Source organism: Thiomonas islandica (genome assembly GCF_055383445.1).
Genome location: NZ_AP042391.1, coordinates 1,580,449 through 1,605,327 on the forward strand (window position 1 = coordinate 1,580,449; position 24,879 = coordinate 1,605,327).

At 64.9% G+C, this 24,879-nt stretch carries 23 protein-coding genes, 2 tRNA genes and 1 pseudogene; 9 read left to right on the plus strand and 17 right to left on the minus strand.

The window, feature by feature from the left end:
• Nucleotides 1-130: 130 nt before the first annotated feature.
• From ACZ47F_RS07730 to ACZ47F_RS07750, 5 genes are all read right to left on the minus strand, one after another.
• Nucleotides 131-991 carry a UDP-2,3-diacylglucosamine diphosphatase gene (locus ACZ47F_RS07730; protein WP_464924169.1) on the minus strand — a complete coding sequence of 287 codons (861 nt, stop codon included), beginning with the start codon at nt 989-991 and terminating at the stop codon, nt 131-133.
• A gap of 23 nt (nt 992-1,014) precedes the next feature.
• On the minus strand, nt 1,015-1,506 hold the full coding sequence (locus ACZ47F_RS07735; RefSeq protein WP_464924170.1) for a peptidylprolyl isomerase: 492 nt from the start codon (nt 1,504-1,506) through the stop codon (nt 1,015-1,017).
• An 18-nt stretch (nt 1,507-1,524) separates the two neighbouring features.
• Nucleotides 1,525-2,070 carry a peptidylprolyl isomerase gene (locus tag ACZ47F_RS07740; RefSeq protein ID WP_464924171.1) on the minus strand — a complete coding sequence of 182 codons (546 nt, stop codon included), beginning with the start codon at nt 2,068-2,070 and terminating at the stop codon, nt 1,525-1,527.
• Nucleotides 2,033-3,145 (minus strand): L,D-transpeptidase family protein, encoded by a 1,113-nt coding sequence (locus ACZ47F_RS07745; RefSeq protein WP_464924172.1) that lies wholly within the window; start codon nt 3,143-3,145, stop codon nt 2,033-2,035. The genes ACZ47F_RS07740 and ACZ47F_RS07745 overlap by 38 nt, the downstream gene beginning before the upstream one ends.
• A gap of 382 nt (nt 3,146-3,527) precedes the next feature.
• Nucleotides 3,528-4,574: a YybH family protein gene (locus ACZ47F_RS07750; protein WP_464924173.1), complete on the minus strand. Its 1,047-nt coding sequence runs from the start codon at nt 4,572-4,574 to the stop codon at nt 3,528-3,530.
• Between the two features lie 170 nt (nt 4,575-4,744).
• On the opposite strand from ACZ47F_RS07750, the gene cysS reads away from it, so the two are divergent.
• The 6 genes from cysS (at nt 4,745) to ACZ47F_RS07780 (ending at nt 10,413) form a co-directional block, all read left to right on the plus strand.
• Entirely contained in the window at nt 4,745-6,124 is a 1,380-nt protein-coding gene (gene cysS, locus ACZ47F_RS07755) for a cysteine--tRNA ligase (protein WP_464924174.1), read from the plus strand.
• Nucleotides 6,121-6,774, plus strand: coding sequence for a DNA-3-methyladenine glycosylase family protein (locus ACZ47F_RS07760; RefSeq protein ID WP_464924175.1), 654 nt, complete (start codon nt 6,121-6,123; stop codon nt 6,772-6,774). The genes cysS and ACZ47F_RS07760 overlap by 4 nt, the downstream gene beginning before the upstream one ends.
• 107 nt (nt 6,775-6,881) lie before the next feature.
• Nucleotides 6,882-7,859 carry an acetyl-CoA carboxylase carboxyltransferase subunit alpha gene (locus tag ACZ47F_RS07765; protein WP_464924176.1) on the plus strand — a complete coding sequence of 326 codons (978 nt, stop codon included), beginning with the start codon at nt 6,882-6,884 and terminating at the stop codon, nt 7,857-7,859.
• Nucleotides 7,860-7,910: 51 nt separating this feature from the next.
• Nucleotides 7,911-8,900, plus strand: coding sequence for a tRNA lysidine(34) synthetase TilS (tilS, locus tag ACZ47F_RS07770; RefSeq protein WP_464924177.1), 990 nt, complete (start codon nt 7,911-7,913; stop codon nt 8,898-8,900).
• A gap of 79 nt (nt 8,901-8,979) precedes the next feature.
• Complete coding sequence (locus ACZ47F_RS07775; RefSeq protein WP_464924178.1) at nt 8,980-10,233, plus strand: aspartate kinase; 1,254 nt, start codon at nt 8,980-8,982, stop codon at nt 10,231-10,233.
• 87 nt (nt 10,234-10,320) lie between these two features.
• Nucleotides 10,321-10,413, plus strand: a tRNA-Ser gene (locus ACZ47F_RS07780).
• 4 nt (nt 10,414-10,417) lie between these two features.
• Here ACZ47F_RS07780 and ACZ47F_RS07785 read toward each other — a convergent pair.
• The 4 genes and pseudogenes from ACZ47F_RS07785 to ACZ47F_RS07800 all read right to left on the minus strand — a co-directional run bounded on the left by ACZ47F_RS07785 (nt 10,418) and on the right by ACZ47F_RS07800 (nt 12,566).
• Nucleotides 10,418-10,606, minus strand: coding sequence for a hypothetical protein (locus ACZ47F_RS07785; RefSeq protein WP_464924179.1), 189 nt, complete (start codon nt 10,604-10,606; stop codon nt 10,418-10,420).
• Nucleotides 10,607-11,473 (minus strand): hypothetical protein, encoded by an 867-nt coding sequence (locus ACZ47F_RS07790; protein ID WP_464924180.1) that lies wholly within the window; start codon nt 11,471-11,473, stop codon nt 10,607-10,609.
• A 352-nt stretch (nt 11,474-11,825) separates the two neighbouring features.
• Nucleotides 11,826-12,029: pseudogene (locus tag ACZ47F_RS07795) on the minus strand (transposase); the annotation flags it as partial.
• Between the two features lie 461 nt (nt 12,030-12,490).
• Nucleotides 12,491-12,566: transfer RNA gene (locus tag ACZ47F_RS07800), tRNA-Arg, on the minus strand.
• 266 nt (nt 12,567-12,832) lie between these two features.
• Between ACZ47F_RS07800 and ACZ47F_RS07805 the strand changes: the two genes are divergently transcribed.
• Nucleotides 12,833-13,465 (plus strand): c-type cytochrome, encoded by a 633-nt coding sequence (locus ACZ47F_RS07805; RefSeq protein WP_464924181.1) that lies wholly within the window; start codon nt 12,833-12,835, stop codon nt 13,463-13,465.
• A 67-nt stretch (nt 13,466-13,532) separates the two neighbouring features.
• On the opposite strand, the gene ACZ47F_RS07810 is transcribed toward ACZ47F_RS07805, so the two are convergent.
• From ACZ47F_RS07810 to ACZ47F_RS07830, 5 genes are all read right to left on the minus strand, one after another.
• Nucleotides 13,533-14,132 (minus strand): DUF2946 family protein, encoded by a 600-nt coding sequence (locus tag ACZ47F_RS07810; RefSeq protein ID WP_464924182.1) that lies wholly within the window; start codon nt 14,130-14,132, stop codon nt 13,533-13,535.
• Nucleotides 14,133-14,152: 20 nt separating this feature from the next.
• The gene (locus ACZ47F_RS07815) at nt 14,153-15,163 is read right to left on the minus strand and encodes a YheT family hydrolase (RefSeq protein ID WP_464924183.1); all 1,011 of its coding nucleotides are present in this window, start codon (nt 15,161-15,163) and stop codon (nt 14,153-14,155) included.
• Nucleotides 15,164-15,191: 28 nt separating this feature from the next.
• Nucleotides 15,192-15,644 carry a YybH family protein gene (locus tag ACZ47F_RS07820; RefSeq protein ID WP_464924184.1) on the minus strand — a complete coding sequence of 151 codons (453 nt, stop codon included), beginning with the start codon at nt 15,642-15,644 and terminating at the stop codon, nt 15,192-15,194.
• Nucleotides 15,645-15,670: 26 nt separating this feature from the next.
• Complete coding sequence (gene purU / locus ACZ47F_RS07825) at nt 15,671-16,546, minus strand: formyltetrahydrofolate deformylase (RefSeq protein ID WP_464924185.1); 876 nt, start codon at nt 16,544-16,546, stop codon at nt 15,671-15,673.
• Nucleotides 16,547-16,690: 144 nt separating this feature from the next.
• Nucleotides 16,691-17,422, minus strand: coding sequence for an SIMPL domain-containing protein (locus tag ACZ47F_RS07830; protein ID WP_464924186.1), 732 nt, complete (start codon nt 17,420-17,422; stop codon nt 16,691-16,693).
• A gap of 83 nt (nt 17,423-17,505) precedes the next feature.
• On the opposite strand from ACZ47F_RS07830, the gene ACZ47F_RS07835 reads away from it, so the two are divergent.
• On the plus strand, nt 17,506-18,981 hold the full coding sequence (locus ACZ47F_RS07835) for a DegQ family serine endoprotease (protein ID WP_464924187.1): 1,476 nt from the start codon (nt 17,506-17,508) through the stop codon (nt 18,979-18,981).
• 264 nt (nt 18,982-19,245) lie between these two features.
• Nucleotides 19,246-19,698 carry a RidA family protein gene (locus ACZ47F_RS07840; protein ID WP_464924188.1) on the plus strand — a complete coding sequence of 151 codons (453 nt, stop codon included), beginning with the start codon at nt 19,246-19,248 and terminating at the stop codon, nt 19,696-19,698.
• Between the two features lie 107 nt (nt 19,699-19,805).
• On the opposite strand, the gene parC is transcribed toward ACZ47F_RS07840, so the two are convergent.
• The 3 genes from parC to ACZ47F_RS07855 all read right to left on the minus strand — a co-directional run bounded on the left by parC (nt 19,806) and on the right by ACZ47F_RS07855 (nt 24,835).
• Complete coding sequence (gene parC, locus ACZ47F_RS07845) at nt 19,806-22,145, minus strand: DNA topoisomerase IV subunit A (protein WP_464924189.1); 2,340 nt, start codon at nt 22,143-22,145, stop codon at nt 19,806-19,808.
• Between the two features lie 3 nt (nt 22,146-22,148).
• Nucleotides 22,149-24,107, minus strand: a complete 1,959-nt coding sequence (locus ACZ47F_RS07850; protein ID WP_464924190.1) for a DNA topoisomerase IV subunit B — start codon at nt 24,105-24,107, stop codon at nt 22,149-22,151.
• 227 nt (nt 24,108-24,334) lie between these two features.
• The gene (locus tag ACZ47F_RS07855; RefSeq protein ID WP_464924191.1) at nt 24,335-24,835 is read right to left on the minus strand and encodes a GlcG/HbpS family heme-binding protein; all 501 of its coding nucleotides are present in this window, start codon (nt 24,833-24,835) and stop codon (nt 24,335-24,337) included.
• Nucleotides 24,836-24,879: the final 44 nt, after the last annotated feature.

Sequence of the window (24,879 nt, forward strand, 5' to 3'; positions counted from 1 at the left end):
CTGCGGTGGCACCCGACTTTCCGACGAACGATCGTTTCCAGCCGACGAATGGCGTTTTGTTACAAATTTCGCTGGCTGCAGTGTTGCACCCACGACGGCGCGGGCGCTGCAGATCGCGCGAACAGGCGTCCTAGCCGGCGACTGCGGCGCGGTGCGCGCAGAGTGCTTTGCCGTCGGCCTGCAGCCACAGCGCCTGCGCGCGCGGGGTGGCGGGGGTGTCGCAATCCCAGTCGGCGAGCACTTGCCGCAGCAGTCCGCCCGCCCAATGGTCCTGGGGGCGGTGCGTGTGGCCGTGGATCATCCAGCGGCTGGATGTGGCGTGCATCCAGCGGCATGCCTCCTGCGGGTCGGCGTCGGCCCACAGGGACGGCTGCGCTTGCGCTGCGGCGCTGGCGGCGCGCAGGGCCTGCGCCTGCTGCAGCCGCGCGGCAAGCGGTTGCGCCAGTGTGCGGCGCTGCCAGTCGGAGTTTCGCACCTGCGCACGAAACCTCAGGTAGGCGGTATCACCGAGGCAAAGCTGGTCGCCGTGGGTGAGCAGGATGCGCACGCCGTTGAACTGCAGCAGCGCCGGGTCGGGCAAAAGCACGGCGCCAGTGCTCTGCGCAAAAGCGGGGCCGAGCAGAAAGTCGCGATTGCCGTGCTGCACGAACAGCGCGCCACCGCACTGGGTGTAGTGGCGCAGCGCAGCGGCGATGCGCTGTGTGCAGCGGGCCTCGTCCGGCGCGATGGTCAACGCCTCGGCGCTCAGCAGATCGTCACCGACCCATGCCTCGAACAGATCGCCGAGGATGAACAGTGCTTGCGCCCGCCGCACCGGGCCGCCGAGCCAGTCGAGAAAAGTCTTTGTGGTGCGCGGGGTGTGCGCGCCCAGATGCAGGTCGGAAACTAGAGCGATGCGGTGCCAGCTTCCGTCTGCAATCGTTGGCGCTGACACCGGCTGAGCGGTCTGCAGACCGGGCGATGCAGTTGCCGAGATGGAGGCTGGCGGCACACGCAGGACCGCTTGGCTGTGGGTCAGACTTCGACCGCCTTGAGGATGACCACGTCCTGCAGCGGCACGTCGTCGTGAAAGCCCTTACGCCCGGTCTTGACACCCTTGATCTTGTCCACCACATCCTGCCCCTCGACTACCTTGCCGAAGACCGCGTAGCCCCAGCCCTGCGGGGAAGGCGCGGTGTGGTTGAGGAAGGCGTTGTCGGCCACGTTGATGAAGAACTGCGCGGTGGCCGAGTGCGGGTCGGAGGTGCGGGCCATCGCGATGGTGTAGCGCTCGTTTTTTAGGCCGTTGTTGGCCTCGTTCTTGATCGGTTCGCGCGTGGGCTTTTGCTTCATGCCGGGCTCGAACCCGCCGCCCTGGATCATGAAGCCGTCGATCACGCGGTGAAAGATGGTGCCGTCGAAATGGCCCGAGCGTACATAGGCCAGGAAGTTTTCGCAGGACTTGGGCGCATGCGCGGTGTCGAGTTCAATGCGGATGTTGCCGTGGCTGGTTTGGAGTTCGACCATGATGGGCTTTCGGTAGAGTCAGTTGAGGAGCCTGGCGTCTTCGATGAGGACGGGCTTGACGGGCACGTTCTGGAACGGGCCTTCGTTCTTGGTGGGCACAGCGACGATCTTGTCGATGACGTCCATGCCGGAGACCACCTTGCCGAACACCGCGTAACCATAGCCATCCGGCCGGGGGTAGTCCAGGCTGGGATTGTCGACCACATTGATGAAGAACTGCGAGGTGGCGGAATTGGGATCGGCGGTGCGCGCCATGGCGATGGTGCCGCGCAGGTTGTGCAACCCGTTGCGGCTTTCCAGAGGAATGGGGGCGCGCGAGGGTTTTTGCTTCATATCGGGGGTGAAGCCACCGCCCTGCACCATGAAATCGGGGATCACGCGGTGAAAGATGGTGCCTTTGTAGAAACCGCTTTTGACGTAGTCGAGAAAGTTGGCCACGGTCTTGGGCGCGCGCGCCGGGTCAAGTTGGACGACGAATTTGCCCAGCGTGGTGGTGAACTCTACCCGGGGTTGTGCCGTCGGGGCATCAGCCGCCTGCGCGGCGGGCATTGCGGCGCAGATCATTCCTAACGCGGCAAGCGCCGGGGCAACCTGCCGGCGCAGCACTTGCCACAGGCGGGGCAGCCGGGTCTGTGCCGAGGGGATGAGGGCATGATCGATCATGAAACGCTTCCTTGGAATATGAGTTGCCACTGTGCACTGCGCTGCGCCCAGTACTGGCGATAGAGGGTGCCGTGCGCAGAGTCGGCAGCACTGTACTGTACTGCACCACGATCTGTCCCGGGTATTGCAGGATGGTGAGTGCGCCGGGGCGCACCGCCATCCCGCGCTGCGGCGTCTGCGCTGCCGAGGCAGACGCCAGTGCGTCCTGTGGACGCAAGCCGAGCTGGGCTGAGCGCGTGATGTCGGCCTGCAACTGGGCAACCATGCGCTGGCGCTGCGCGGCCCATTGCGCCGGGCTGAGCCACTGCACATGGCGGGTGACGATTACCGGGGTGCTGCCTGCCGGCGTGTCGGCCATGATCTTGCGCAGATCGGGGTTGGACAACACCAGGCAGCCATCCGAAGCCAGCGGGACGCGGGCGTAGCTGTCGGGCGGTGTGCCATGCAGCCATACGCCGAACCCAGTGTGCCCCTGCTGTTTGTCCCACTCGTTGGGGTAGTTCAAGGTCAGCGCGCCGGCGCCGTAAAGGGGCTTGAGATCGCGCGCACCGATCTTGCGGGTAATGAAGTAAATGCCCAGCGGGGTTTTCATGTCCCCGGCGCGGGTCTTGCCGTCACCGAGTTTGCCCTGGCTGAAGTAATAACTTGCCTGCAGGTGCGGTATGCCGTTGCGTTGCTGGAACAGATAGAGCCGTGAGCGGGCGGTGTCGACCACGATGGCGCGTGGCACGTCGGGTGCGAGTGTGACCAGGTTGGCTGGGATGGCATCCGCAGGCGGTGGCGCGGTGTAGGCGCCCAGCCGCGCAAGCGCCTCGGCGCGCAATTCCAGAACCCGCTCGCGGTAAGGCGTGAGTTGTTGCGGCAACGCAGGAGTGGGGGCGGCAGCAAAGGCCGAAGTGTCCCCGCGGCTGGCGCACATCACATCGCCGAGCAGGAGCTGCGCGAGCGAGAAATGGGGATGATCGCGCACCAGCATCTGGGCTTGCTCGCGCGCTGCGGCGAGGTGGCCAGCTGCGATTTCCGCATAGGCGTGCAGCAGGCGCCTTTCTGCGCAGTCTTGTTCAGGCTGGCTGCCCAGGGTCGTGGTCAGCCGCAGCAGGGTGCCTGCGGAGACCGGAGCCGGGGGGGCGAGGAGGGCGCACCGGTCGACCCGTGGGCCGCAGTCGGCTGCTGGCCAGCGGCGACATCGTCCCGCAGTCCGCCTGGGCCGATGGAGGCCGCGTTGTAGTCGGTCGCGGCGCGCGCAGCAAAGACCAGGGGCACACAAAGCAGCGCCCAGGGCAACAACCTGCGTGAGAGAGGACGGCGCGTGGCAAAGAGCATGGGGCAGGAGGCGGTGGACGTACCTGCAGTTCAGATCAGCCGACGATCTCGCGCACGATCAGCCACTTGCCGTTTTCACGCTGCATCTGCAGGGTTTTGTTGCCATCGAAATCGAGCGCGCCTGCAACGTAGTGCTGGCGGAAGCGGGCCGTGGCCCGGTCGCCATCGACTTGTACCTTCAGGTCATGCACCTGGACAGTGATTTTGGCCTTGTCGGTGATGCGCGCGCGGCGCTGCTCCTTCCAGGCCGCCAGACTCAGGCCTTTCTCAGGCTTGAAATCGGGCGCGTAGGCGGCGAAATACGCCGGTAGATTCTTGCTCTGCCAAGCCGCAGCCCAGCGCTGCACTGCATCGGCTACGGCAGCTTGCTCGGCAGAGTGGCTCGCCGGTTTTTCCGTCGCGGCAAGGGGCTTGGGTTTTTCTTCGACCGCTGGCGTCGTGGCTGCGGGTGCCACCGCACGTGCGGGCGCGGGTTTTTCGGCGGCGGCGACCCCTGGTGCCGCTGGCGGCGCAGCCGTCTTGACCTCCTTGGCGGGCTGCGCGTTGCTGACTTTCAGCGGTGTCGTGGTCGTGCCTTTGTTCTGCTCGAAGAGCTCGCGGATCAGGTTGAGCTTGATCTTGGCGCCAGCGTTTTCATCCGGGGCGAGCTGCAGCGCTTTCTGGTAGGCCTGGCTGGCAAGCTTGGCGTAGACATCCCCTAAGTTGGCCTGGGCCGTGGCGTAGCTCGGGTTGGTGCGAATGGCCATTTCCAGCGCCGCTCTGGCCTTGTCGTACTGACCTTGCTGCGCATAGAGCACCGCGAGATTGTTGTAGGGCTCTGGAAGTTCAGGGTACTGCTCGGTGAGCGACTGGAAGATCTGGATGGCTTGCGCGTCCTTTTTCTGCTCGGTGAGGATAACGCCCTTGAGAAACTGGTATTGCGGATCCTTGGGCTTTTGTGCCAGCAGCGCGTCCACTTGTTGCAGCGCCGACTGCAGATCACCTTTTTGCAGGCTCTGGGTGACGCTGGATGCGTCTGCTGCCCAGGCCGCGGGGGCGCTCATGGCGAGGGCGATGAGGCTGGCGATGAGGTGTTTGCGCATAGGGGATGAGCGGATGGGCCGAGTAGGGATGGGCGCCTTTTGGACTGCCGCAGCAGCAGCCTGAGCGCACGCGCTGCGTCAAGTCGGTGAGCGCGGGCTTGTGCTAAGTTTTCGATTTTATCGGGAACGGTGCGCGCCCGCGCACAGATGACCGTCCCCACGCCCATTCCATGACTGCGCTGTATCTGCACAACACTCTCGCCCGCGGAAAAGTCCGCTTCACACCGATCGAGCCGGGACATGTCCGCATGTATGTCTGCGGCATGACGGTCTACGACTATTGTCATATCGGCCATGCGCGGGTGATGGTGGTGTTCGATCTGCTGCAGCGTTGGCTCAAGGCGCAGGGGCTGCGCGTGACCTATGTGCGCAACATCACCGACATCGATGACAAGATCATTCGCCGCGCGCAGCAAAACGGCGAGACCATCCGCGCACTGACCGACCGCTTCATTGCCGCGATGCACGAAGATGCCGACGCGCTCGGTGTGGAGCGCCCCACGCATGAGCCGCGCGCCACCGACTATGTGCCGCAGATGCTCGACCTGATCGGCAAGCTCAAAGCGCGCGGTCTGGCCTATCGCGACAGCGCAGGCGATGTGAACTTTCATGTGCGCGCCTTTCCTGGCTATGGCAAGCTGTCGGGCAAGTCGCTCGACGAACTGCGTGCCGGCGAGCGGGTGGAAGTCGACGCGGCCAAGCAGGATCCGCTGGACTTCGTGCTGTGGAAAGCGGCCAAGCCCGAGGAGCCGGACGAAGTGAAATGGCCCTCGCCCGATGGCCCGGGGCGCCCAGGCTGGCACATCGAGTGCTCGGCGATGAGCTGCGCACTGCTGGGCGAGACCTTCGACATCCACGGCGGCGGCGCCGATCTGCAGTTTCCGCATCACGAAAACGAAATCGCGCAAAGCGAAGGCGCGCACGGCAAGCCCATGGCCAGTGTCTGGCTGCACAACGGGTTCGTGCGCGTGGACGGCGAGAAGATGTCCAAGTCGCTGGGCAATTTTTTCACCATCCGCGATATCCTCCGGCACGTGGACGCTGAGACCGTGCGGCTGTTCATCGTCCGTGCGCATTACCGCAGCCCGCTGAACTACAGCGACGAGCATCTGCAGGACGCCCATGCCGCGCTCACCCGCCTGTACACCGCGCTTGATCCGTTCTCCGATCTGCCTGCCGGCATCGACTGGAACCACCCCCGTGCGCAAGCCTTCGCCGCGGCAATGAACGACGATCTCAACACGCCTGAAGCGATGGCGGTGCTGTTCGAGCTGGCCACCGACATCAACAAGACCGGCGATGCCCAGCTGGCTGCGCTGCTCAAGAATCTGGGCGGACTGCTCGGACTGCTGCAGCAAAATCCACGCGAATTCCTGCAGCGCGGGGCGCAGGCAGATACCGTCTGGGTGGAGCAGCTGGTGCAGGCGCGCACTGCGGCCAAGCAGGCGCGCAACTTTGCCGAGGCCGACCGCATCCGCGCCGAGCTCGCCGCCAAGGGCATCGTGCTCGAGGACAAGCCGGGCGGCATCACCGTCTGGAGAGCAGCGTGACGGTGGCAGCGCCGCGCGGCCCGGCGGCGCGCAGTGTCGCGCTCGACTGGGATAGGGCATGTGCGCATCTGCAGCGCACCGATCGCGTGATGCGCAAGCTCATCAAGATGCATGCCGGCGCACGGCTGCAAAGCCGGGGCGATCCGTTCCAGACCCTGGCGCGGTCGATCATCGGGCAGCAGATTTCGGTCAAGGCGGCGCAAGTGGTCTGGGAGCGGCTGTGCGCGGCGGTACCGCAGGTGGCGCCGCGCGACATCCTGGACGTTGGCGAGGACGGCCTGCGCGCCTGCGGGCTGTCGAGTCGCAAGGTCGGGTATGTGCGCGACCTGGCAGCCAAGTTTGACGCCGGTCAGGTGCATCCGGACCAATGGCAGGACATGCCAGACGAGGCCATTGCCGCCGAGTTGCTGACCATTCGCGGCATCGGCCGCTGGACTGCAGACATGTTCCTGATCTTCCACCTGATGCGCCCGGACGTGCTGCCGCTGGGCGATCTGGGGCTGATCCGGGGCGTGAGCCAGATTTACTTCGGCGGGGAGCCCGTCACCCAGAGCGATGTACGCGAAGTGGCCGCCGCCTGGGCGCCATGGCGATCGGTAGGGACTTGGTATATTTGGCGCAGCCTGGATCCGCTGCCGGTCGAATACTGATCCGGCGCCGCGGCTGCGGATCGCGAACAGACTCCGGGACAGGCTCACTGACGCGCCTGCAGGCGCAGCACACTCGGGATGCCCGGGAGCTTCCTTCTGAGGTGAACATGAACAAAAAAATCTTTCTCGATTTCGAGCAACCCGTTGCCGAACTGGAGAACAAGATCGATGAACTGCGCTATGTGCAGGACGAATCTGCGGTTGACATCTCCGAGGAAATCGCCCGCCTGCAGAAAAAAAGCCAGCAGCTCACCAAGGATCTATACGCCAAGCTCACCCCGTGGCAGACCACGCAGATCGCGCGCCACCCGCAGCGGCCCTATACCCTCGACTATGCCAACCTGATCTTCACCGATTTCCACGAACTGCACGGCGACCGCGCCTTTGCCGACGACCTGTCCATCGTCGGCGGGCTGGCGCGGCTGGGCGGGCAGGCGTGCATGATCATCGGTCACCAGAAGGGGCGCGACACCAAGGAGCGCGCGCTGCGCAACTTCGGCATGCCCAAGCCCGAGGGTTATCGCAAGGCCCTGCGGCTGATGAAGCTAGCCGAAAAATTTCACCTCCCCATCTTCACCTTCGTCGACACCCCCGGCGCCTATCCAGGCATCGATGCCGAGGAGCGCAGCCAAAGCGAAGCCATCGGCCGCAACATCTACGAGATGGCCAAGTTGCAGGTGCCCATCATTTCGACCATCATCGGCGAAGGCGGATCGGGCGGTGCGCTGGCGATTGCGGTGTGCGACCAGCTGCTGATGCTGCAATATGCCATCTATTCGGTCATCTCCCCGGAAGGCTGCGCGTCCATCCTGTGGAAGAGCGCGGAAAAAGCGCCCGAGGCCGCCGAGGCGCTGGGGCTGACCGCGCACCGCCTCAAGGCGCTGGGGCTGGTGGACAAAATCGTGAGCGAACCCATCGGCGGCGCGCACCGCGACCCCAATGCCATGGCGGCTTCGCTCAAGCGTGCGCTGGGCGAGGCGCTGCGGCAGTTCCAGCACATCAAGCCCGCAGACCTGGTGCGGCAACGGCTCGATCGTTTGCAGAACTTTGGCAAGTTCGAGGACACCAAGGCTTCGGGCCGCTGACCTGTCTGTGTTTGCCGGTCGCTCGAATTTCCAATCCCAACCTTCCACCTGGTGCCAAGCAACCCAGCGCGATCCGCGCTGCAACGTTTTGCCGCGCAACACCCGGACATCGCTCAGGCCGAGCGCATTGGCATCGCGTTCAGCGGCGGCGCCGACTCCACCGCCTTGCTGCTGGCTGCCGTGTCGCTCTGGGGCGGACCGCGGCTGTGCGCTTTGCATGTCAACCACGGCCTGCAGGACAGCGCCTGGGCATTTGCGGCGCACTGTGCGGATTTCTGCAAGGCGCAGGGCGTGGCGCACGCCACCCTGCAGATCCAGGTTCGCGTCGCACGCGGCCAGAGCGTTGAAGAGCAGGCGCGTGATGGCCGCTACCGTGCACTCGCCGAACTCGCGCGGCAGCAGGGTTGCACCGTCGTGTTGCTGGCACAGCATGGCGACGATCAGGCGGAGTCCTTGCTACTGGCGCTGTTGCGCGGCGCCGGGCCGCGCGGACTGGCCGCCATGCCGGCGCGGCTGATGCGTCACGGCGTGCTGTTTGCACGGCCCCTGCTTGCCTGCAGTGCGTCCGAGCTGCGCGAGTGGCTGACCGCACAGCAAGTGTCCTTCATGCGCGATCCGATGAATGACGACCCGGCCTATCGCCGCAGCCGTATCCGCAGCGAGCTGCTACCGGTCATCGCCCGGCTCGAACCCGCGTATCGCCAGACTTTCGGCCGCACCGCGGCGCTGTGCGCTGAGGCAGCAAAGCAACTGCAGATCCGTGCTGAGGACGATCTGCGCTGCTGCGCCGCGGCTACGGGTGTCGATCTCGCCGCGCTGCGGGCGCTGGGCGCAGCGCGCCTGAGCGAAGTCCTGCGGCTGTGGCTGCGCCTGCAGGGGCAGCGACTGGACCGTGCACGCACCGACGAACTGGTGCGGCAGGTGCTGCGCAGCGCACAGGGCGCCCAGCGCCTGCAAATGCAACTGCCGCTGGGCACCGTGCGGCGTCGGGGTGGGCTGCTGGTGTTCGAACCCAAGCCGGCGTCCAAGCCGAGCACATAGAATGCAGGGTTTACGCGAAGCGGCCCGGTGCGGTGTGTGCCCGGCAGACTCACGCTCGCGGCTCTCGAACGCATTTCTCATGGCACTCATCGTCCAGAAATACGGCGGCACCTCGGTAGGGTCGACCGAACGGATCAAGAACGTCGCTCGCCGCGTGGCCAAATGGCATCAGGCCGGGCATCAGGTTGTGGTCGTGGTCTCTGCGATGTCGGGCGAAACCAACCGGCTCATCGCGCTGGCCAAGGAGATCCAGCCGCAGCCCGACCCGCGCGAACTCGACGTCGTCGCATCCACCGGGGAACAGGTGACCATCGGCTTGCTATCCATGGCATTGCAAAGCCTGGGACACAAAGCGCGCAGCTATACCGGTGCGCAGGTCGCGGTGCACACCGACAGCGCCTTCACCAAGGCGCGCATCCAGGCCATCGACAGCGACAAACTCAAGGCCGATCTGGCACAGGGCATCATTCCGGTGGTCGCCGGATTTCAGGGCATCGACGCGCAAGGCAACATCACCACACTCGGCCGCGGCGGCTCCGACACCTCCGGCGTGGCACTCGCCGCAGCGCTCGGCGCCGACGAATGCCAGATCTACACCGATGTCGACGGCGTCTACACCACCGACCCACGCATCGTTCCCGAGGCGCGCCGGCTCAACACCATCACCTTCGAGGAAATGCTGGAAATGGCCAGTCTGGGCTCCAAGGTGCTGCAGATCCGCTCGGTGGAGTTCGCCGGCAAGTACAAGGTCCGCCTGCGTGTGCTCTCCAGCCTGACCCCGTGGGATCTGCCGCTAGAGCAGGAATCACGCAGCGGCACGCTCATCACCTTTGAGGAAGACGACAACATGGAACAAGCCGTGGTATCGGGCATCGCCTTTGCCCGCGACGAAGCCAAGATCATCGTGGTCGGCGTGCCCGATCGTCCCGGAATCGCCTATCAGATCCTCAGCGCAGTGGGCGATGCCAATATCGAAGTCGACATGATTCTGCAGAATCAGAGTGTGGCCGGCTACACCGATTTCACCTTTACCGTCAGCCGTGGCGACTACGCCCGTGCGCTCGACATCCTCAAGACCACGGTCCAGCCACATATCGGCGCGAAAGAAATCCTGGGCGATCCGAAAGTGTGCAAGGTTTCCATCGTCGGCGTGGGCATGCGATCGCACGCGGGCGTGGCCAGCAAGATGTTCCGCACGCTGTCTGAGGAAGGCATCAACATCCAGATGATCTCGACTTCGGAGATCAAGGTCTCGGTGGTCATCGACGAGAAATACATGGAACTGGCCGTCCGTGCACTGCACAAGGCCTTCGACCTTGAACAGACGGCCTGATTGCAATTTCGCCAAAATCTGTCGGCCGCGGTGCAAGCCGTGTAATAATGAATGTCTTTGCTGCCGAAGAATCTTCTGCGCAGCACAGGAGACGTGACCGAGAGGCCGAAGGTGCTCCCCTGCTAAGGGAGTATGCGGTGTAGAGCCGCATCGAGGGTTCGAATCCCTCCGTCTCCGCCAGAATTCATCCAAGTCCGCCCATGATGGCCTGGTGGTAGTTGTCGCTGATGGCGTATTCGCGCGCGAGTTGCTTGAAGTACGGCGCGTCGCCAATGCTCATGTTGTAGAAGCCCATCTGCACGCCGCCCTGGTAGGTGTCGGCCGGGGTCGCGGGCGACGTGTTCTGGCCGCCGATGCCCACGGTCTGGGCCACTCAGGTGAACAGGTCGTGCCGGTCCTTGTCCACCTGCTGCCACATCTGGAAGAAGCGGTGCACCGGGTCGCCGGTGTAGGAGTCGTACGGCACGTACTTGGTGATCTGGAACGGGCCGTTGGGCTCCTGAGATCCTCGACTCTCCCGATAGATTTCTTGCAGAAGCCTGACGGCTACAGTTGGCTTCGCGGTTCCACAGGCCGGGCAGGCCAGCCCAGCCTGTGGGATATTCAGCCAATACCCCTGCACGATGCCCTGGGTGTCGCGGACATCTTGGACCAGACGGGCTACATGAACTATCTTCCCTGAAGGATTGGTGCTTAACCCAGCCAGGATGATGGCGCCCGGATTGGCCGCTCGTACTTGGTGAGCGATCTCGCTCACCAATGACCGATATTGGACGGGATTCTGCTCGATGCCTTGCGCCTGAATCTCGTAAACCTGTGCGTATGCCGCGATACGACCGGCGAGGTTCAACCGGATGAATTCCGGGTAGATTCTGCCGCGATAATGCGGAGCCACGGCTTTGACAAGATCGAAAGCGGGTGTCGCAATGAGGCATTTCCCCTGACGAGCGGCCAGTTCGGATGCCAGGCGATATGTCCTGACTGGATGTCGCTGTTCATCTATCGGCGTCAGCGGCCATCGCTCGACATCCAGCGCCACGCAAGCATCGTCGATTTTCATCGCCTTTGCCATTCCTTGCAGACGACTGGTTGACGCCAAGTGCTTTGCTAATGGGGGTGTGTAGGAACTCCGCCCCATGACCCAGGTATCCGGGGTGTTCAGTGGCCCGGAGAGCAATGCTGCACCTCCTGCCACCAAAGCAAGTTTGGTGAGACCACTACCAGCAAACATCCAGATCATGCGAAGCCTCCATACCGGACGCTACGAGATTGCCGACAGCGTAACCCAGAGCGGTGCGGCCAAGCGTGGTGTGACTTTATGCGAATCCAAGTGGCGTCAGGTTGAATCTCGAACAGATTCAATTGGTTAGCAGGCCGTTGAAAAAGTACTCATCCAGCGCGCCGGGGCCTCTGATTCTGAGGAAACGGCTTGCGAAAACGCTGCTGCGCAGCCATCAAGATGGCCTATCGAGCCTGTTTGCAGGCCGCATCGCCCATTTCGGGCGCACGTATCCCATGGCTCACGCATGATGCGCGTCCCACCATCCGCCGATGCTGCCCATGCGCACCAGGTTGTAGGTGGCAAAGCACAGCAGCACCTGGCCCGTGAGCAGCATCTCCTGCGGCACCGAGGGGCGGCCGCGGCGGGCATACACTGCCTCGAACTGGCTGCTCATCGTCGCCAGCTGCGTATCGACCACGGCGCGCAGTTTGCGCAACGGGCGTGCAGGCGGCACGCGCTCTTCAAGGCTGATGTCGCTGAACATTGCACCCTGGAGGTCTTGATTGCCTCTCATCGTCTTCGTCTGGGGCGTTCGCCGATAGCTTCAGATCGTACTGGCCGACGCCAGCGTCGGCGGGGGATTTTTCAACGGCCTGCTAGGTCCCCCACTCCAATCCCCTTTTCCGCCGCAGCGCAGCCGCTTCGGCACCAAAGGCGTGTCGCGCGCGCAAGCGCGCTCGCTGAACGAGAGCGCAGACGGAGACTGAGCGGCCGCTCGAAAGTTCGATCATTGACTTGTCGGCGTTACCCGCCTGGAAACGGCGGTAGCGGCGCGGCGCGCGCGAGGAACCGTGGCAACTGGCATCTTCTACCCCTCTGTGTACGGTCAGCGGCGCGGCGCGCGCGAGGAACCGTGGGGGAATGCTGGTGAGGGTCTGCGCGTAAATTTGGGGGGAGTCATGCGACGCGAGGGCAAAAAAGCCCACACTAGGGGTGTGGGCTTCATCTCTAGTGCATTGATTTTGCTAATAAAACTGGCGCGCCCGGCTGGAATCGAACCAGCGGCCCTTGGCTTCGGAGGCCAATACTCTATCCACTGAGCTACGGGCGCAAATACTGCCTAGCGAACATGTCGCTGAGTTTGAACGTAATTCGGTATCTTAACCTGCTTGCGGCGAGGGAAAGATTTTTCTGGCATTGGCCGTGGTGCTTGTTGGTGCGGCAAGATGTCACACCTTGAGCGGTGATGCGGAATGACGCGGGTCAAATTTGCGGCTTGCCTTCGGCGGTGTTGGGGTTGACCCGGTCGATGGATCGTGTGCTGCGCATATGATGTCGGTTGAAGTGTTTTGAATTTCCACTCTTGAACTGACAGCTATGAGCGCACCGCACTCGCATTCTCATCCGGCCCCCACTTCGTCCGATGATGTCTCGGATCTGCCCTTTGCGCCGACATTGCGCAAAATCCTCATCATCATGGGCATTGGATTTGCCGTTCCGATCGCCCTGTTGTTGCTGATCGCCTTCTACATCGGTAGCAGCAGCGAGCCGCCTGCTGGGGCGGAGTCGCTGTCTACGGCTGCAGTCGATGCCCGCGTCGCTCCGGTGGGTTCGGCAGTCGTGGCGGCCAGCAGCCAGGCGGCAACGCAGGCAAATGCAGCGTCGATGAGCACCGCAGCCGCCGCAGCGCCGGCGGCCTCTGCAGCGACTGCTCCGGCAGGCTCGGGCAGTGGAGCCGCCATGCCGGTGGCTGTGGCCAAGGTAGATGGCAAGGCGCTGTATGAATCGACCTGCGTGGCCTGCCACGGCGCGGGTGTGGCCGGTGCGCCCAAGGTGGGTGACAAAGCGGCGTGGGCGCCGATCATTGCGCAGGGTGAGGCGGTGCTGTATGACCGGGCGATCCACGGCTATACCGGCAAGCATGGAGTGATGCCGCCCAAGGGGGGCTCGAACGCGAGCGATGATGCGGTGAAGGCCGCGGTCGACTACATGGTGGCGCAGTCGAAATAAGTCGGCACGTTCCAGACGCGCGAGGGTGTGATGCCCTCGCGTTGACCGTATCGAGCCAAGGCCCGCATCATGCGGGTTTTTTCTTGGGGGGCTGCGACGGCGGATCGGGCTGGAACCCGAAGAACAGCGCTGGGGCGGTGGTGAACTTGCCGATCGACAGCGCTTGCAGACTTGGGAGTCGGAGCTGTTGGCTCTGGGCGTCGAGATGTTCGGCAACGATGGGGGTATCGTTGCTGTGCAGCAGGGCGCCGCCGCGGTCGGTGCGCAGCCAGACCCGGCCGTGCGCATCCAGCCAGATGGACTCGACAGTGCACGGCAACTGGGTGTGCGTGCGCCATTGCCAGCCCACTTGCGGCGTGTGGCACAGGCGGACGATCCACGGCGCTGCTTCCAGCGTGACATCGACCCGTTGCGGGCCATTCTGAAAGTACCACGAACCGTTCGTATCCGCGGTGTAATTGCGGCCGATGAAGTCAGCCAGGCCCGCGTGCAGCACCGGCCCGGCATCGGTCTTGTCGAGGCGGCCCTGCGCATCGCGTGGCCACGGCGCAGGCGCGGCGGCGTGGTTGCGCATCCACCACTGCCCGCGCTGATCGAGTGCCAGCCAGCCGGCGCATCGCGGCACGTTAGGCCAGCGGGCCATGGCCCGGAGGACGGCGGTGTCCATGTCGGTGTGCCTAGGGATGTTCAGTTGCCGTGCAGAAAAAACTGGAGCAGGCGCTGGGGCAGCCAGTCCAGGCGTCCGGGCAGACCGCCGCGGGCAAAACCCACATGGCCGCCGTCTGCCGGCTGCTCCAGCTTGACCCAGCTCGAGACCTGATCCGGCCGGGGCAGCACCATGGCGGGCTGGAATGGGTCGTTGCACGCATTGAGGATGAGGCTGGGCAGACGCAGACGGTGCAGATGCGGCTTGCTCGAGGCGCGCGCCCAGTAGTCGTCCGCATCGCGAAAGCCGTGGATGGGCGCGGTGAACGCGTCGTCGAATGCGCGCAGGTCGCGGGCGCTACGCACACGCCGGGGATCGGCCAAACCGGGGTGGCGGGCGATCATGCGCAGCGCCTTGGGTTTGAGCGTGCGCAGGAACATGCGGGTGTAGAGCTGATAGTTGAGCCCGGCGGCGATCGCCTGCCCGCCCGCGGCCAGGTCGAGCGGCGCACTCACCGCCGCAATCGCACGCAGGCGGGAGCCAGCGTCGTCGCCCTGCTCCTGCGCCCAGCGCAGCAGCGCATTGCCGCCGAGCGACACGCCGGCAGCGTACAGCGGGGCGTGCGGGCGAAGGGCTGCAAAGCGTTGCAGTATCCAGTCGATTTCGAGATGGTCGCCGGAGTGGTAGGCGCGCGGGGCAAGGTTGTCTTCACCAGAGCAGCCGCGAAAGTGCGGCACGGCGCATTGCCAGCCGGCCAAGGCGCAGGCCGCGAGCACGGAGCGGGCGTAATGGCTGCGGGATGATCCTTCCAGGCCGTGGAACAGCACCAGCAGTGGCGTATGGCCGGGGGGGTGCGTGTCGAGCCAGTCCACGTCGATGAAGTCGTCGTCGGGCGTGGTCCAGCGCTCGCGGCGCAGCCTGGGGACGGGCGCAGGAGGGCGTGCGATCAATGCGGGCAACACGGTCTGCAGCTGTCCGCCGGGCAGCCAGCGCGGGGCGGTATAAGGCTGCACGCAGGGCGGGAGCGGGGAGAAGTGGGCAGTGCTGCACATGCAGTGCAAGTTAGCGCAAACTGCTGCATCAGTGCAGCAAGTCGCCGGGTGTCATCGCATCGAGTGGGGTTTGCGGCGAGCCGGGGCTGGCATGGTGCAGCACCAGCCGCCAGCCGGCAGGGGTTTGCACGAACACATTGGTGGCAAGCACGAAGCCCCATTGCAGCTCGCCGTCCAACTCGATTTGCACACGCTCGACCACGCTGTGCGTGGCGCAGCCCATGCTGTGCCAGCGGTATTGCACTTCGGCGTTGATTTTCAGGCCACTGCTGCCTAGCAGCTGGGAAAATCCGTCCCGAATCGCTGCCGCGCCGTCGAGCCGCTGGCCGCCGGGATGGATGCAGCAGATGTCTTCGTCCTCGGCCCACAGCGCCATCAGCGCGTCAAGATTGCCACTGGCCAGCGCGTCGTAAAACGCGGCTTCCACATCATCTGCGGAGTTGGTCCAGGGTGTTTGTGGGGGGAGCTTGCGGCGGGGCATGGCGGGTCTCGATCGTCCGCTGGGCGTCAGCGGAACACCACGGTCTTGTGATGGTTGCGCAGGATGCGGTGTTCCAGCTGCCAGCGCACCGCGCGGGCGAGCACCACGCTTTCCACATCCTGCCCAACCGCGGTCAGGTCTGCAGGGCGCATGGTGTGATCGACGCGTTCGACATCCTGTTCGATGATGGGCCCTTCGTCGAGATCGGCGGTGACGTAATGCGCCGTAGCGCCGATGAGCTTGACCCCGCGCGCATGGGCCTGCGCATAGGGGCGCGCGCCCTTGAAGCTGGGCAGAAAGGAGTGATGGATGTTGATTGCCCGGCCGTCGAGCTGCTGGCAGAACTCGGGGCTGAGGATCTGCATGTAGCGCGCCAGAATCAGCAGCTCCGCGCCGGTGCGCTGCATGATGTCGGCGATTTGCTGCTCCTGCGCGCGCTTTTCTTGCGCACTGGCGCCTGCGGCCAGGGGCAGGTGATGGAAGTCCAGACCGTAGCTGCGGGTGAGGTCGGCAAAGGTGGTGTGGTTGGAGACCACGGCACCGATGTTCATGCGCAACTGGCCGGCCTTCCAGCGATAGAGCAGGTCGTTCAGACAATGCCCGTGCTGGCTGACCGCGATCACCACGGTCGGGCGCACACGCAGGTCGTGGAACTGCGCCTGCATGTCGTAGCGCTTGCGCAGGTCGCCAAACAGCAGTGCGAGCTGGGCGGCGTCTTGCAGATGCTCGGGCGCAGAAAAATGCACCCGCATGAAAAACAGTCCGGTGTCGGCGTCGCCGTACTGCTGCGAATCCATGATGTTGCAGCCGGCTTGGTACAGCAGGCCGGAGACCGAATGGACGATGCCCGGCGCATCCGGGCAGGACAGGGTGAGGACGAATTCTGGCGGCGTTTGCGGCATACCGGGCCGCGCTGGCGGCGGTCAATTGAACGGCAAAGCACGTAATTTTAGGCCGGACGACCAGCCTGGCTGGCTTGCTGCCCACTAGCGACAAGGCGCGCGCATCGCGCGCAACGGGGCGCAGGCCCCTTTGCTGGCTGGTGCTCAGCGGATGAGCTGGATGGAGCCGTGGACGTTGAGCTGCAGGGGCAGGCGCCCGGCAGCCAACGGCACGGCGGGCGCGCTGTCGGCGGCGATTGCGGCTTCGGCGCGCATGCGCATCGGGTACGGGGGCGGAGTCGGGCCTTGCAGCGGATCGATCTGCAAGGAGCGCAGGGTATAGGCGGCGTAGCCCAGAGCATGTGCCGCAGTCGTCGCTTTGGCTTTGAAGCGGGCGATGGCCGATTCGATCAGGGCGGTTTCCTCACGCTCGCGCAGCGCGCGGGAGACCTCGAAGCTGTTGGACTCGATCATCAATCCCTGCTGGGCAAGCTGTCCGGCAAGTTTGCCCAACGCGGCGGCATCGTGCGATTTCAGAATCAGTTCGGCGTGTACCGTCCAGCCATCGCGCTGCGACTGGTTGTTCACCGTTTTCCAGCGCGGCTGGGTGTTCAAACCGCCGCTGCTGGCTTGCACGCCGGGCACGGTGCGTGCCTGTTGTAGCGCGGCTTCAAGGGTCTTGCTCACCTGTGCGGTCAGGCTGGCAGGATCCGTCCCGCTGCGTTCGGCGGCCAGGGTCATGACCGCCAGATCGGGCACCACCTCGACCTGGGCCGAGGCCTGCAGATCGACCACGCCGACGGGCGGTGGTGCCACGGTCTGGGCCGAGGCGGCGGCGCACAGCAACAGGCCGGTAAGCGTTGCGACGACGGTTTGCTGGGAGTGGTGTACGGGCATGTGTTTTCTCCTTAAGCCGAGTCTAAGGCAGCGCAGCGAACATTCCACCATCGCAAATCGTTTGTTTCCTTAGGAGAGGATTCATGCAAATCAGAAAACTTTGGGCCGCACTGGCGGCAGCTGGCATCATCGCCGGGGCGGGCACCATGGCCTACCAGTTCAGCTACGCAGAGCAGGCGCCGCGCGTGGAGATGAACCACAAGGTCGTGCCGCTGTTCAATAATCCGCCAGCCGCGCCAATGGCCAATGTTGCAACCAGCGCGCCGAACTTTGCCGCCATCGTCAAGGCATACGGTCCTGCGGTCGTCCACATCAATGTGAAGGGCGAGACCAAGGAGACGGTGCAGCAGCAGATTCCCAAGCAGTTCCGTGACGATCCGTTTTTCCGCTTCTTTCAGCAGTTCAACAACGGGCAGCAGCAGGTGGTGCCGACCGAGGGTCTGGGCTCTGGGTTCATCATCAGCTCCGATGGCCTGATCCTGACCAATGCGCATGTGGTCAAGGACGCCAGCTCGGTGCGCGTGACCCTGACCGATCACCGTACCTACAAGGCCAAGGTGCTGGGCTATGACACCAAGACTGACATCGCGGTGCTGCAGATTCCGGCGACCAATCTGCCCACCGTCCGGCTGGGCAATCCCAACAACCTCGAGCCGGGCGACTGGGTTCTGGCCATCGGCTCGCCGTACGGCTTTTACAACACGGTGACCGCGGGCATCGTCAGCGCCAAGAGCCGCTCGCTGCCGGACGACAGCATGGTGCCGTTCATCCAGACCGATGTGGCGGTCAATCCTGGCAACTCTGGCGGCCCGCTGTTCAACACCAAGGGCGAAGTGGTGGGCATCAACTCGCAGATCTTCACCCAGACCGGGGCGTTCGAGGGGCTGTCGTTTGCCATTCCGATCAATGTGGCCGAGCGCGTGGCCAAGCAGATCATCGAGCATGGCAAGGTCGAGCATGCCCGGCTGGGGATCGCGGTGCAGACCGTCACCCAGGCGCTGGCCAATTCGTTCGGCCTGCAGACGCCGCACGGCGCTCTGGTGGCGCAGGTGGAGAAGGACAGTCCAGCGGCCAAGGCCGGGCTGCAGCCAGGCGACATCATCCTCAGCGTCAACGGCCAGCCGGTGAACGACTCGGTCGATCTGCCGATGATGATCGGCCTGTCCGCCCCGGGCACCAAGGTCACGCTGGGTGTGTGGCATGACCACAAACAGGAAAACGTGACCGCCGTGCTGGGCAACTTCAGCGACAACGTCACGCTGGCCTCGGCCAGTCCTGGCGCGCATGGCAGCCACGGCGGGCTGGGTCTGGTCGTGCGCCCGCTCAACGCCGCCGAGGAGCAGCAGGCCGGGGTGACACACGGTCTGCTGGTCGAGGGCGTCAGCGGTCCGGCCGAGGAGGCCGGCATCCAGCCCGGCGACATCCTGATTGCGGTCGATGGCAAGGCGGTCAACAGCATCGATCAGGTGCGCAGCATCCTCAAGAACGCTGGCAAATCCGTCGCCTTGCTGATCCAGCGCGGCAGCAACCGCATCTTCGTTCCGGTGCAGATCGGCTGAGCGCCCGTCATCGCTTGCTTGCTTTCCTCCAAGCCGTGTTTGGCGGGGCCCAGGGCCCCGCTTTTTTGTGCGCGCGATCCGGCGCGATTGATTTGGCACACCGCGGTTTGAATTCCTCCCCCTCCCATTCTTCCCCACATGGTTGGCGAGGAGTCATCCCCTTTGCGCTTGCCGGCAATGGCAGGTGGTGGAATTTTTGGTCAAGACCCGTGATGCATCAGGAAGCCGAGTCAATAAACTGCGGCTTTTCCTTTGGAGAACCGCATGTCGATCGCGCAAACCCTCAAAGATCTCGGCATCATCCTGCCGCCCGTGTCCACACCCGCTGCTGCCTATGTGCCCTATGTGCAGACGGGTCATCTGGTGTTTCTCTCTGGCCACATCGCCAAGCGCGATGGCCAGGTGTGGACCGGACAGCTCGGTACCGACATGGACACCGCAACCGCCAAGCAGGCAGCGCGAGCGGTCGCCATCGATCTGCTGGGTACGCTGCAGGCTGCGGTGGGCGATTTGGAGCGGGTCAGGCGCGTGGTCAAGCTGCTCGGACTGGTCAATTCCGCACCGCACTACACCGAGCATCACCTGGTGATCAACGGTGCGTCCGAGCTGATCGCGCAGGTGTTCGGCGAGCGCGGTGCGCATGCCCGCAGCGCCTTCGGTGTGGCGCAGCTGCCGATGGGCGCGGCAGTGGAGATTGAGCTCATTGCCGAAGTTTGAGCCGGAAGGCTGGAACCTCTCCCCCTTCAAGCTTCCTGCGCATGGTGGGGGGAAGACCACACCCCCGCGTGCGATGCGGGATGTCCTGCAAGCATCAGCGGGCCGGATCAGTCGTTGGCACGACCGATTCGCACCGGCTTGAAGTTCGGTGCAAGCGCCCGCCCGCGCTTGGCCCGTTTGCCAGCGTAAACCGCCAGCTGTGCAGCGCTCAGCGTGGCGCTGCGCTCGGCGTCGCCGCGGCCCTTGCCGCTGAGTAGCAGGGCGTCGCGCTCGCCGGGAAGCTGGACGATGCTCACCAGGGTTTCTCCCGCGTCCAGTGCCATCAACAGCACGCCGCGCCCGCCGCGCGCCAGAATCTTGATCTCGGCGGTGGGGTAGAGCAACAGTCGGCCCTGCGCGCTGAGCAGGGCGAGGCGGCCAGCCGGGCGGCCATCTGCGCTGCGTACCAGGGGCAGCGGACGCTGCAGGGTGTCGCCGGCTTCGAGGGTGATGAAGGTCTTACCGCCGCGCTGGCGGCTGACGCAGTCGCCCAGTGTGGTGATGAAACCCAGGCCACGTGCGGTCCAGACCAGCAGCGGCAGGGTGCGATTGCCAGCGAGGTAGTGCTGTGCCTGCGTGCCGGGGGCAAGGTCGATGAAGGCAGTCACCGGCTGACCGTCGCCGCGGCCGCCGGGCAGATCGCTGACCGCCAGCGAATAGACCCGGCCGTCACTGCCCAGCACCACCAGCGGATCGATGCTGCGGCATTCGAAGGTGGCGTAGAGCGCGTCGCCCGGCTTGAACGTGAGGGCGTCGAGCGTCAGGCCGTGGCCCTTCTGCGTGCGCAGCCATCCCTTTTGCGACACGATCACGGTGACCGGTTCATCGGCCACCTTGACCTCTGCCACCGCCCGCTGCTCGGGCAGGATCAGGGTGCGGCGATCGTCACCGAACTGTTTGGCGTCCGCCTCGATTTCGCTGATGATGCGGCGGGTCATGGTCTTGTCGTCGGCCAGCAGCTTGCGCAGCTCGGCGGCTTCTGCGCGCTGCGCTTCGAGTTCCTTGTCGATGCGGATGGCTTCCAGCCGGGCGAGCTGGCGCAGCCGCATGTCGAGAATGTCGTTGGCCTGCAGCTCGGTGAGGGCAAAGCGTGCCATGAGCGCAGGCTTGGGGTCGTCGCTGTTGCGGATGGTGTCGATCACCTCATCCAGGTTGAGCAGTACCTGCTGCCGCCCTTCCAGGATGTGGATGCGGGCATCGACCTGTTCGAGGCGATGTCGCGTGCGGCGCTGCACCGTGTCGCGGCGGAACGCGATCCATTCGCGCAGCATGTCCATCAGCCCCTTTTGCCGTGGTTTGCCGTCGGTGCCGATCATCACCAGATTGACCGGCACGCTGGTCTCCAGGCTGGTGCGGGCCAGTAGGGTGTTGACGAACTCGGCCTGATCGATGCGCGCGCTGCGCGGCTCGAACACCAGCCGCACCGCGGCCTCGCGGCCGGATTCGTCGCGCACCGTGTCGAGCAGGTTCAGCAGGCTGGTCTTCAGCGCAATCTGTTCGGGTGCCAGCGCCTTCTTGCCCGGGCGGATTTTGGGGTTGCTGAGTTCCTCGATTTCTTCGAGCACCTGCTGCGCGCTGGTGCCGTGCGGCAGTTCGTTGATCACCAGTTGCCACTGGCCGCGCGCCAGTTCCTCGATGGTCCAGCGCGCCCGCACCTTGAGGCTGCCGCGTCCGCTGGCGTAGGCCGCGGCGATGTCCTGCGGACTGGAGATGATCTGACCGCCGGTGGCAAAGTCTGGGCCGGGCATCAGCGCCAGCACCTCGTCGAGGGTCAGCCGCGGGTTTTTCAGCAGCGCGACACAGGCGCTGGCGACCTCGCGCAGATTGTGCGAGGGAATTTCGGTGGCCAGGCCGACGGCGATGCCGCTGGCGCCGTTGAGCAGCACGAAGGGCAGCCGCGCGGGCAGCAGCCGCGGCTCGGTGGTCGAGCCGTCGTAGTTGGGAATGAAGTCGACCGTGCCCGCGTCGATCTCGGCCAGCAGCAGCCGGGCGATGGGAGACAGCCGCGCCTCGGTGTAGCGCATCGCCGCGGCGCCGTCGCCATCGCGGCTGCCGAAGTTGCCCTGACCGTCGATCAGCGGGTAGCGCTGCGCGAAGTCCTGCGACAGCCGCACCAGCGCGTCATACGCGGCCTGGTCGCCGTGCGGGTGAAAGCGCCCAAGCACGTCGCCCACCACCCGGGCAGACTTGACCGGTTTGGCGTCGGCGGTCAGCCCCATGCGCCACATGGCGTAGAGGATGCGTCGCTGCACCGGCTTGAGTCCGTCGCACACATCGGGCAGGGCGCGGCCCTTGACCACGGAGATGGCATAGTCCAGATACGCGCGGCGGGCGTAGTCGCCCAGCGCCAGCGAGTCGGTGTCGTCCTCAGGCCGGTTATCGAATTCGAGGGTGGCTTGTTCAGTCATGGTTTAGATATCGACTTCGATCTGGTCGCCGTATTCCTCCATCAGCGCGCGGCGCGCCTGGGCTTCGCCTTTGCCCATGAGCTGGGAGAAAAGGAGTTCGGCCTCGTCGAGCCGCACGCGGTAAAGACGGCGAGTGTCGGGGTTGAGGGTGGTGTCCCAAAGTTGTTCGGCGCTCATTTCGCCCAGACCCTTGAAGCGCGAGATCTGCCAGGTGCCCTCTTTGAGCCCTTCCTTGCGCAGCTTGTCTAGCGCGGCCTGTAGTTCGGCGTCGTCGAGCACATAGATTTTCTGCGCCGGTTTCTTGCCGCGCGCCGGGGCATCCAGGCGGTATAGCGGCGGGCGGGCGACGAACACGTGGCCGCGCGCGATGAGCGCGGGAAAGTGGCGGAAGAACAGGGTGAGCAGCAGCACCTGGATGTGCGCGCCGTCCACGTCGGCATCGCTGAGAATGCAGATCTTGCCGTAGCGCAGGTTGGACAGATCGGGGGTGTCGTCCTTGCCGTGCGGATCGACGCCAATGGCCACGGCAATGTCGTGGATTTCGTTGTTGGCGAACAAGCGGTCGCGTTCCACTTCCCAGGCGTTGAGCACCTTGCCGCGCAGCGGCAGCACCGCCTGAAACTCCTTGTCGCGGCCCATCTTGGCTGAGCCGCCGGCCGAGTCGCCTTCCACCAGGAACAGCTCGTTGCGCGACAGGTCACGGCTTTCGCAGTCGGTGAGCTTGCCCGGCAGCACGGCCACGCCAGAGCCTTTTTTCTTCTCTACCCTCTGCGCCGCGCGCAGGCGGCTTTGTGCCTGGCGGATGACCAGCTCGGCGAGCCTCTTGCCCTGATCCACCCGCTCGTGCAGCCAGAGCTCGAATGCCGGGCGCACCGCCTGCGCCACTAGCCGCAGTGCGTCGCGGCTGTTGAGCTTTTCCTTGATCTGGCCCTGGAACTGCGGGTCGAGCACCCGGGCCGATAGCACGAAGGAGGCGCGGGCGAACACGTCTTCCGGCAGCAGCTTCACCCCCTTGGGCTGCAGGCCGTGCAATTCGATGAAGCCCTTGACCGCCTGGAACAGGCCCTCGCGCAAGCCGGCTTCGTGCGTGCCGCCAGCCGGCGTAGGGATCAGGTTGACATACGACTCGCGCAGCAGCGCGCCGTCTTCGGTGAAGGCCACGCACCAGGCGGCACCCTCACCCTCGGCGAAGCTTTCGCTGTCGCCTCTGCCGGCGTAATGCTCCGCCTCGAACAGGTCGATGATCGGGTCGGTGCCCAGGCTGCTCAGCAGATAGTCGCGCAGCCCGTGAGCATATTCCCAGTGCAAGGTCTCGCCGGTCTTCTCCTGGATCAGATCGACCTGCACCCCGGGCAGCAGCACCGCCTTGCTACGCAGCAGATGGGTCAGCTCGGCCAGCGGCAGCTGCGGGTTGTCGAAATACCGAGGGTTGGGCCAGACCCGTACGCAGGTGCCGCTTTTGCGGTCGTCGCGCGTGGCCTTGCGCACGGTCAGCGGTGCGATGACCTCGCCGTCGGCAAAGACAAGATGCGCCACCTGCCCGTCGCGCCAGACGGTGACTTCCAGCCGCGCGGCCAACGCGTTGGTGACCGACACGCCCACGCCGTGCAGCCCGCCGGAAAAGCTGTATGCGCCGCCCTGCAGCTTGTCGAACTTGCCGCCGGCGTGCAGCCGGGTGAACACCAGCTCGACCACCGGCGCGTTTTCCTCCGGATGCAGGCCGAAGGGAATGCCGCGCCCGTCGTCCTCCACGCTGACGCTGCCGTCGCTGTGCAGCGTGACCGCGATGTGCTGGCAGTAGCCGCCCAGGGCCTCGTCGGCGCTGTTGTCGATGACTTCCTGCACGATGTGCAGCGGGTTGTCGGTGCGGGTGTACATGCCCGGGCGCTGGCGCACTGGCTCCAGGCCCTTGAGCACACGGATGGACGATTCGGAGTAAGCGGGAGGTCGGCGGCTGGCCATTGCGGGGCAGGCAATTGTCAAAAACTGTCCACAGGGTCGGCGCCGCGGCGAAGTTATCCCCAGAGGCTGGGGAGAATTTCGCGACGACTGGCCGAAAACCCCTGATTTCACGGGGGTTGATCGGGCTGCACAAAAAATCGGCAGGCCGATCGGCGGTTGATGTTGCGCCGCAGCAGCAAAGCGGTCGCGGATGCAGCGCGGGGATTGTAGGCAGCGACTCTGGCGCCTTACTGCATCTCCAGATCGGGCAGTACGATATCCAAACCGGCCTGGGCACATTCTTCGTCCACCTTGCCGTCCGGCGCGCCGCTCACGCCCACGGCGCCATACAAGCGCCCGCCGGCCTGGATCGGCACCGACCCGGCGGTAAAGGCCAGACCATCGCCCAGCAACGCCAGCGGCGATGCTGCCTGCGGGCCCATCGCTGTGCCCTTGATGCCGAACATGGCCGCGGTAAACGCCTTCTGCCGGCTGATGTCCAGAGACACCGGCGGTGCCAGGGTATCGCGCAGCGTGGCTTGCACGATGCCGTTGCGATCCACCACGGTGGCGCTGACCTGCAGCCCTTTGGCGCGGCAGGCCTTGATCGCACCAAGGGCGATGCGCTCGGCGGTGTCCAGCGTCAAGCGGTGTACCGCCACAGAGAGCGGTTCGGCGGCCAGCGCCGGGGCGATGCAAACAGCGCCCAGACAGAGCGCGGCAGACAGGTGGACGAGGCGATGGGGCATGATCAACTCCTGCAGGTCAATTACTCCCGACTGAAGTCGGAAGC

What these genes read in the sequence shown, in the direction of transcription:
- ACZ47F_RS07735 (WP_464924170.1), bottom strand. Translation starts at nt 1,506, where the DNA reads ATGGTCGAACTCCAAACCAGCCACGGCAACATCCGCATTGAACTCGAC.
- ACZ47F_RS07740 (WP_464924171.1), bottom strand. Translation starts at nt 2,070, where the DNA reads ATGATCTGCGCCGCAATGCCCGCCGCGCAGGCGGCTGATGCCCCGACG.
- ACZ47F_RS07745 (WP_464924172.1), bottom strand. Translation starts at nt 3,145, where the DNA reads ATGCTGGTGCGCGATCATCCCCATTTCTCGCTCGCGCAGCTCCTGCTC.
- ACZ47F_RS07750 (WP_464924173.1), bottom strand. Translation starts at nt 4,574, where the DNA reads ATGCGCAAACACCTCATCGCCAGCCTCATCGCCCTCGCCATGAGCGCC.
- cysS (WP_464924174.1), top strand. Translation starts at nt 4,745, where the DNA reads ATGACTGCGCTGTATCTGCACAACACTCTCGCCCGCGGAAAAGTCCGC.
- ACZ47F_RS07765 (WP_464924176.1), top strand. Translation starts at nt 6,882, where the DNA reads ATGAACAAAAAAATCTTTCTCGATTTCGAGCAACCCGTTGCCGAACTG.
- ACZ47F_RS07775 (WP_464924178.1), top strand. Translation starts at nt 8,980, where the DNA reads ATGGCACTCATCGTCCAGAAATACGGCGGCACCTCGGTAGGGTCGACC.
- ACZ47F_RS07790 (WP_464924180.1), bottom strand. Translation starts at nt 11,473, where the DNA reads ATGATCTGGATGTTTGCTGGTAGTGGTCTCACCAAACTTGCTTTGGTG.
- ACZ47F_RS07805 (WP_464924181.1), top strand. Translation starts at nt 12,833, where the DNA reads ATGAGCGCACCGCACTCGCATTCTCATCCGGCCCCCACTTCGTCCGAT.
- ACZ47F_RS07810 (WP_464924182.1), bottom strand. Translation starts at nt 14,132, where the DNA reads ATGGACACCGCCGTCCTCCGGGCCATGGCCCGCTGGCCTAACGTGCCG.
- ACZ47F_RS07815 (WP_464924183.1), bottom strand. Translation starts at nt 15,163, where the DNA reads ATGTGCAGCACTGCCCACTTCTCCCCGCTCCCGCCCTGCGTGCAGCCT.
- ACZ47F_RS07820 (WP_464924184.1), bottom strand. Translation starts at nt 15,644, where the DNA reads ATGCCCCGCCGCAAGCTCCCCCCACAAACACCCTGGACCAACTCCGCA.
- purU (WP_464924185.1), bottom strand. Translation starts at nt 16,546, where the DNA reads ATGCCGCAAACGCCGCCAGAATTCGTCCTCACCCTGTCCTGCCCGGAT.
- ACZ47F_RS07830 (WP_464924186.1), bottom strand. Translation starts at nt 17,422, where the DNA reads ATGCCCGTACACCACTCCCAGCAAACCGTCGTCGCAACGCTTACCGGC.
- ACZ47F_RS07835 (WP_464924187.1), top strand. Translation starts at nt 17,506, where the DNA reads ATGCAAATCAGAAAACTTTGGGCCGCACTGGCGGCAGCTGGCATCATC.
- ACZ47F_RS07840 (WP_464924188.1), top strand. Translation starts at nt 19,246, where the DNA reads ATGTCGATCGCGCAAACCCTCAAAGATCTCGGCATCATCCTGCCGCCC.
- parC (WP_464924189.1), bottom strand. Translation starts at nt 22,145, where the DNA reads ATGACTGAACAAGCCACCCTCGAATTCGATAACCGGCCTGAGGACGAC.
- ACZ47F_RS07850 (WP_464924190.1), bottom strand. Translation starts at nt 24,107, where the DNA reads ATGGCCAGCCGCCGACCTCCCGCTTACTCCGAATCGTCCATCCGTGTG.
- ACZ47F_RS07855 (WP_464924191.1), bottom strand. Translation starts at nt 24,835, where the DNA reads ATGCCCCATCGCCTCGTCCACCTGTCTGCCGCGCTCTGTCTGGGCGCT.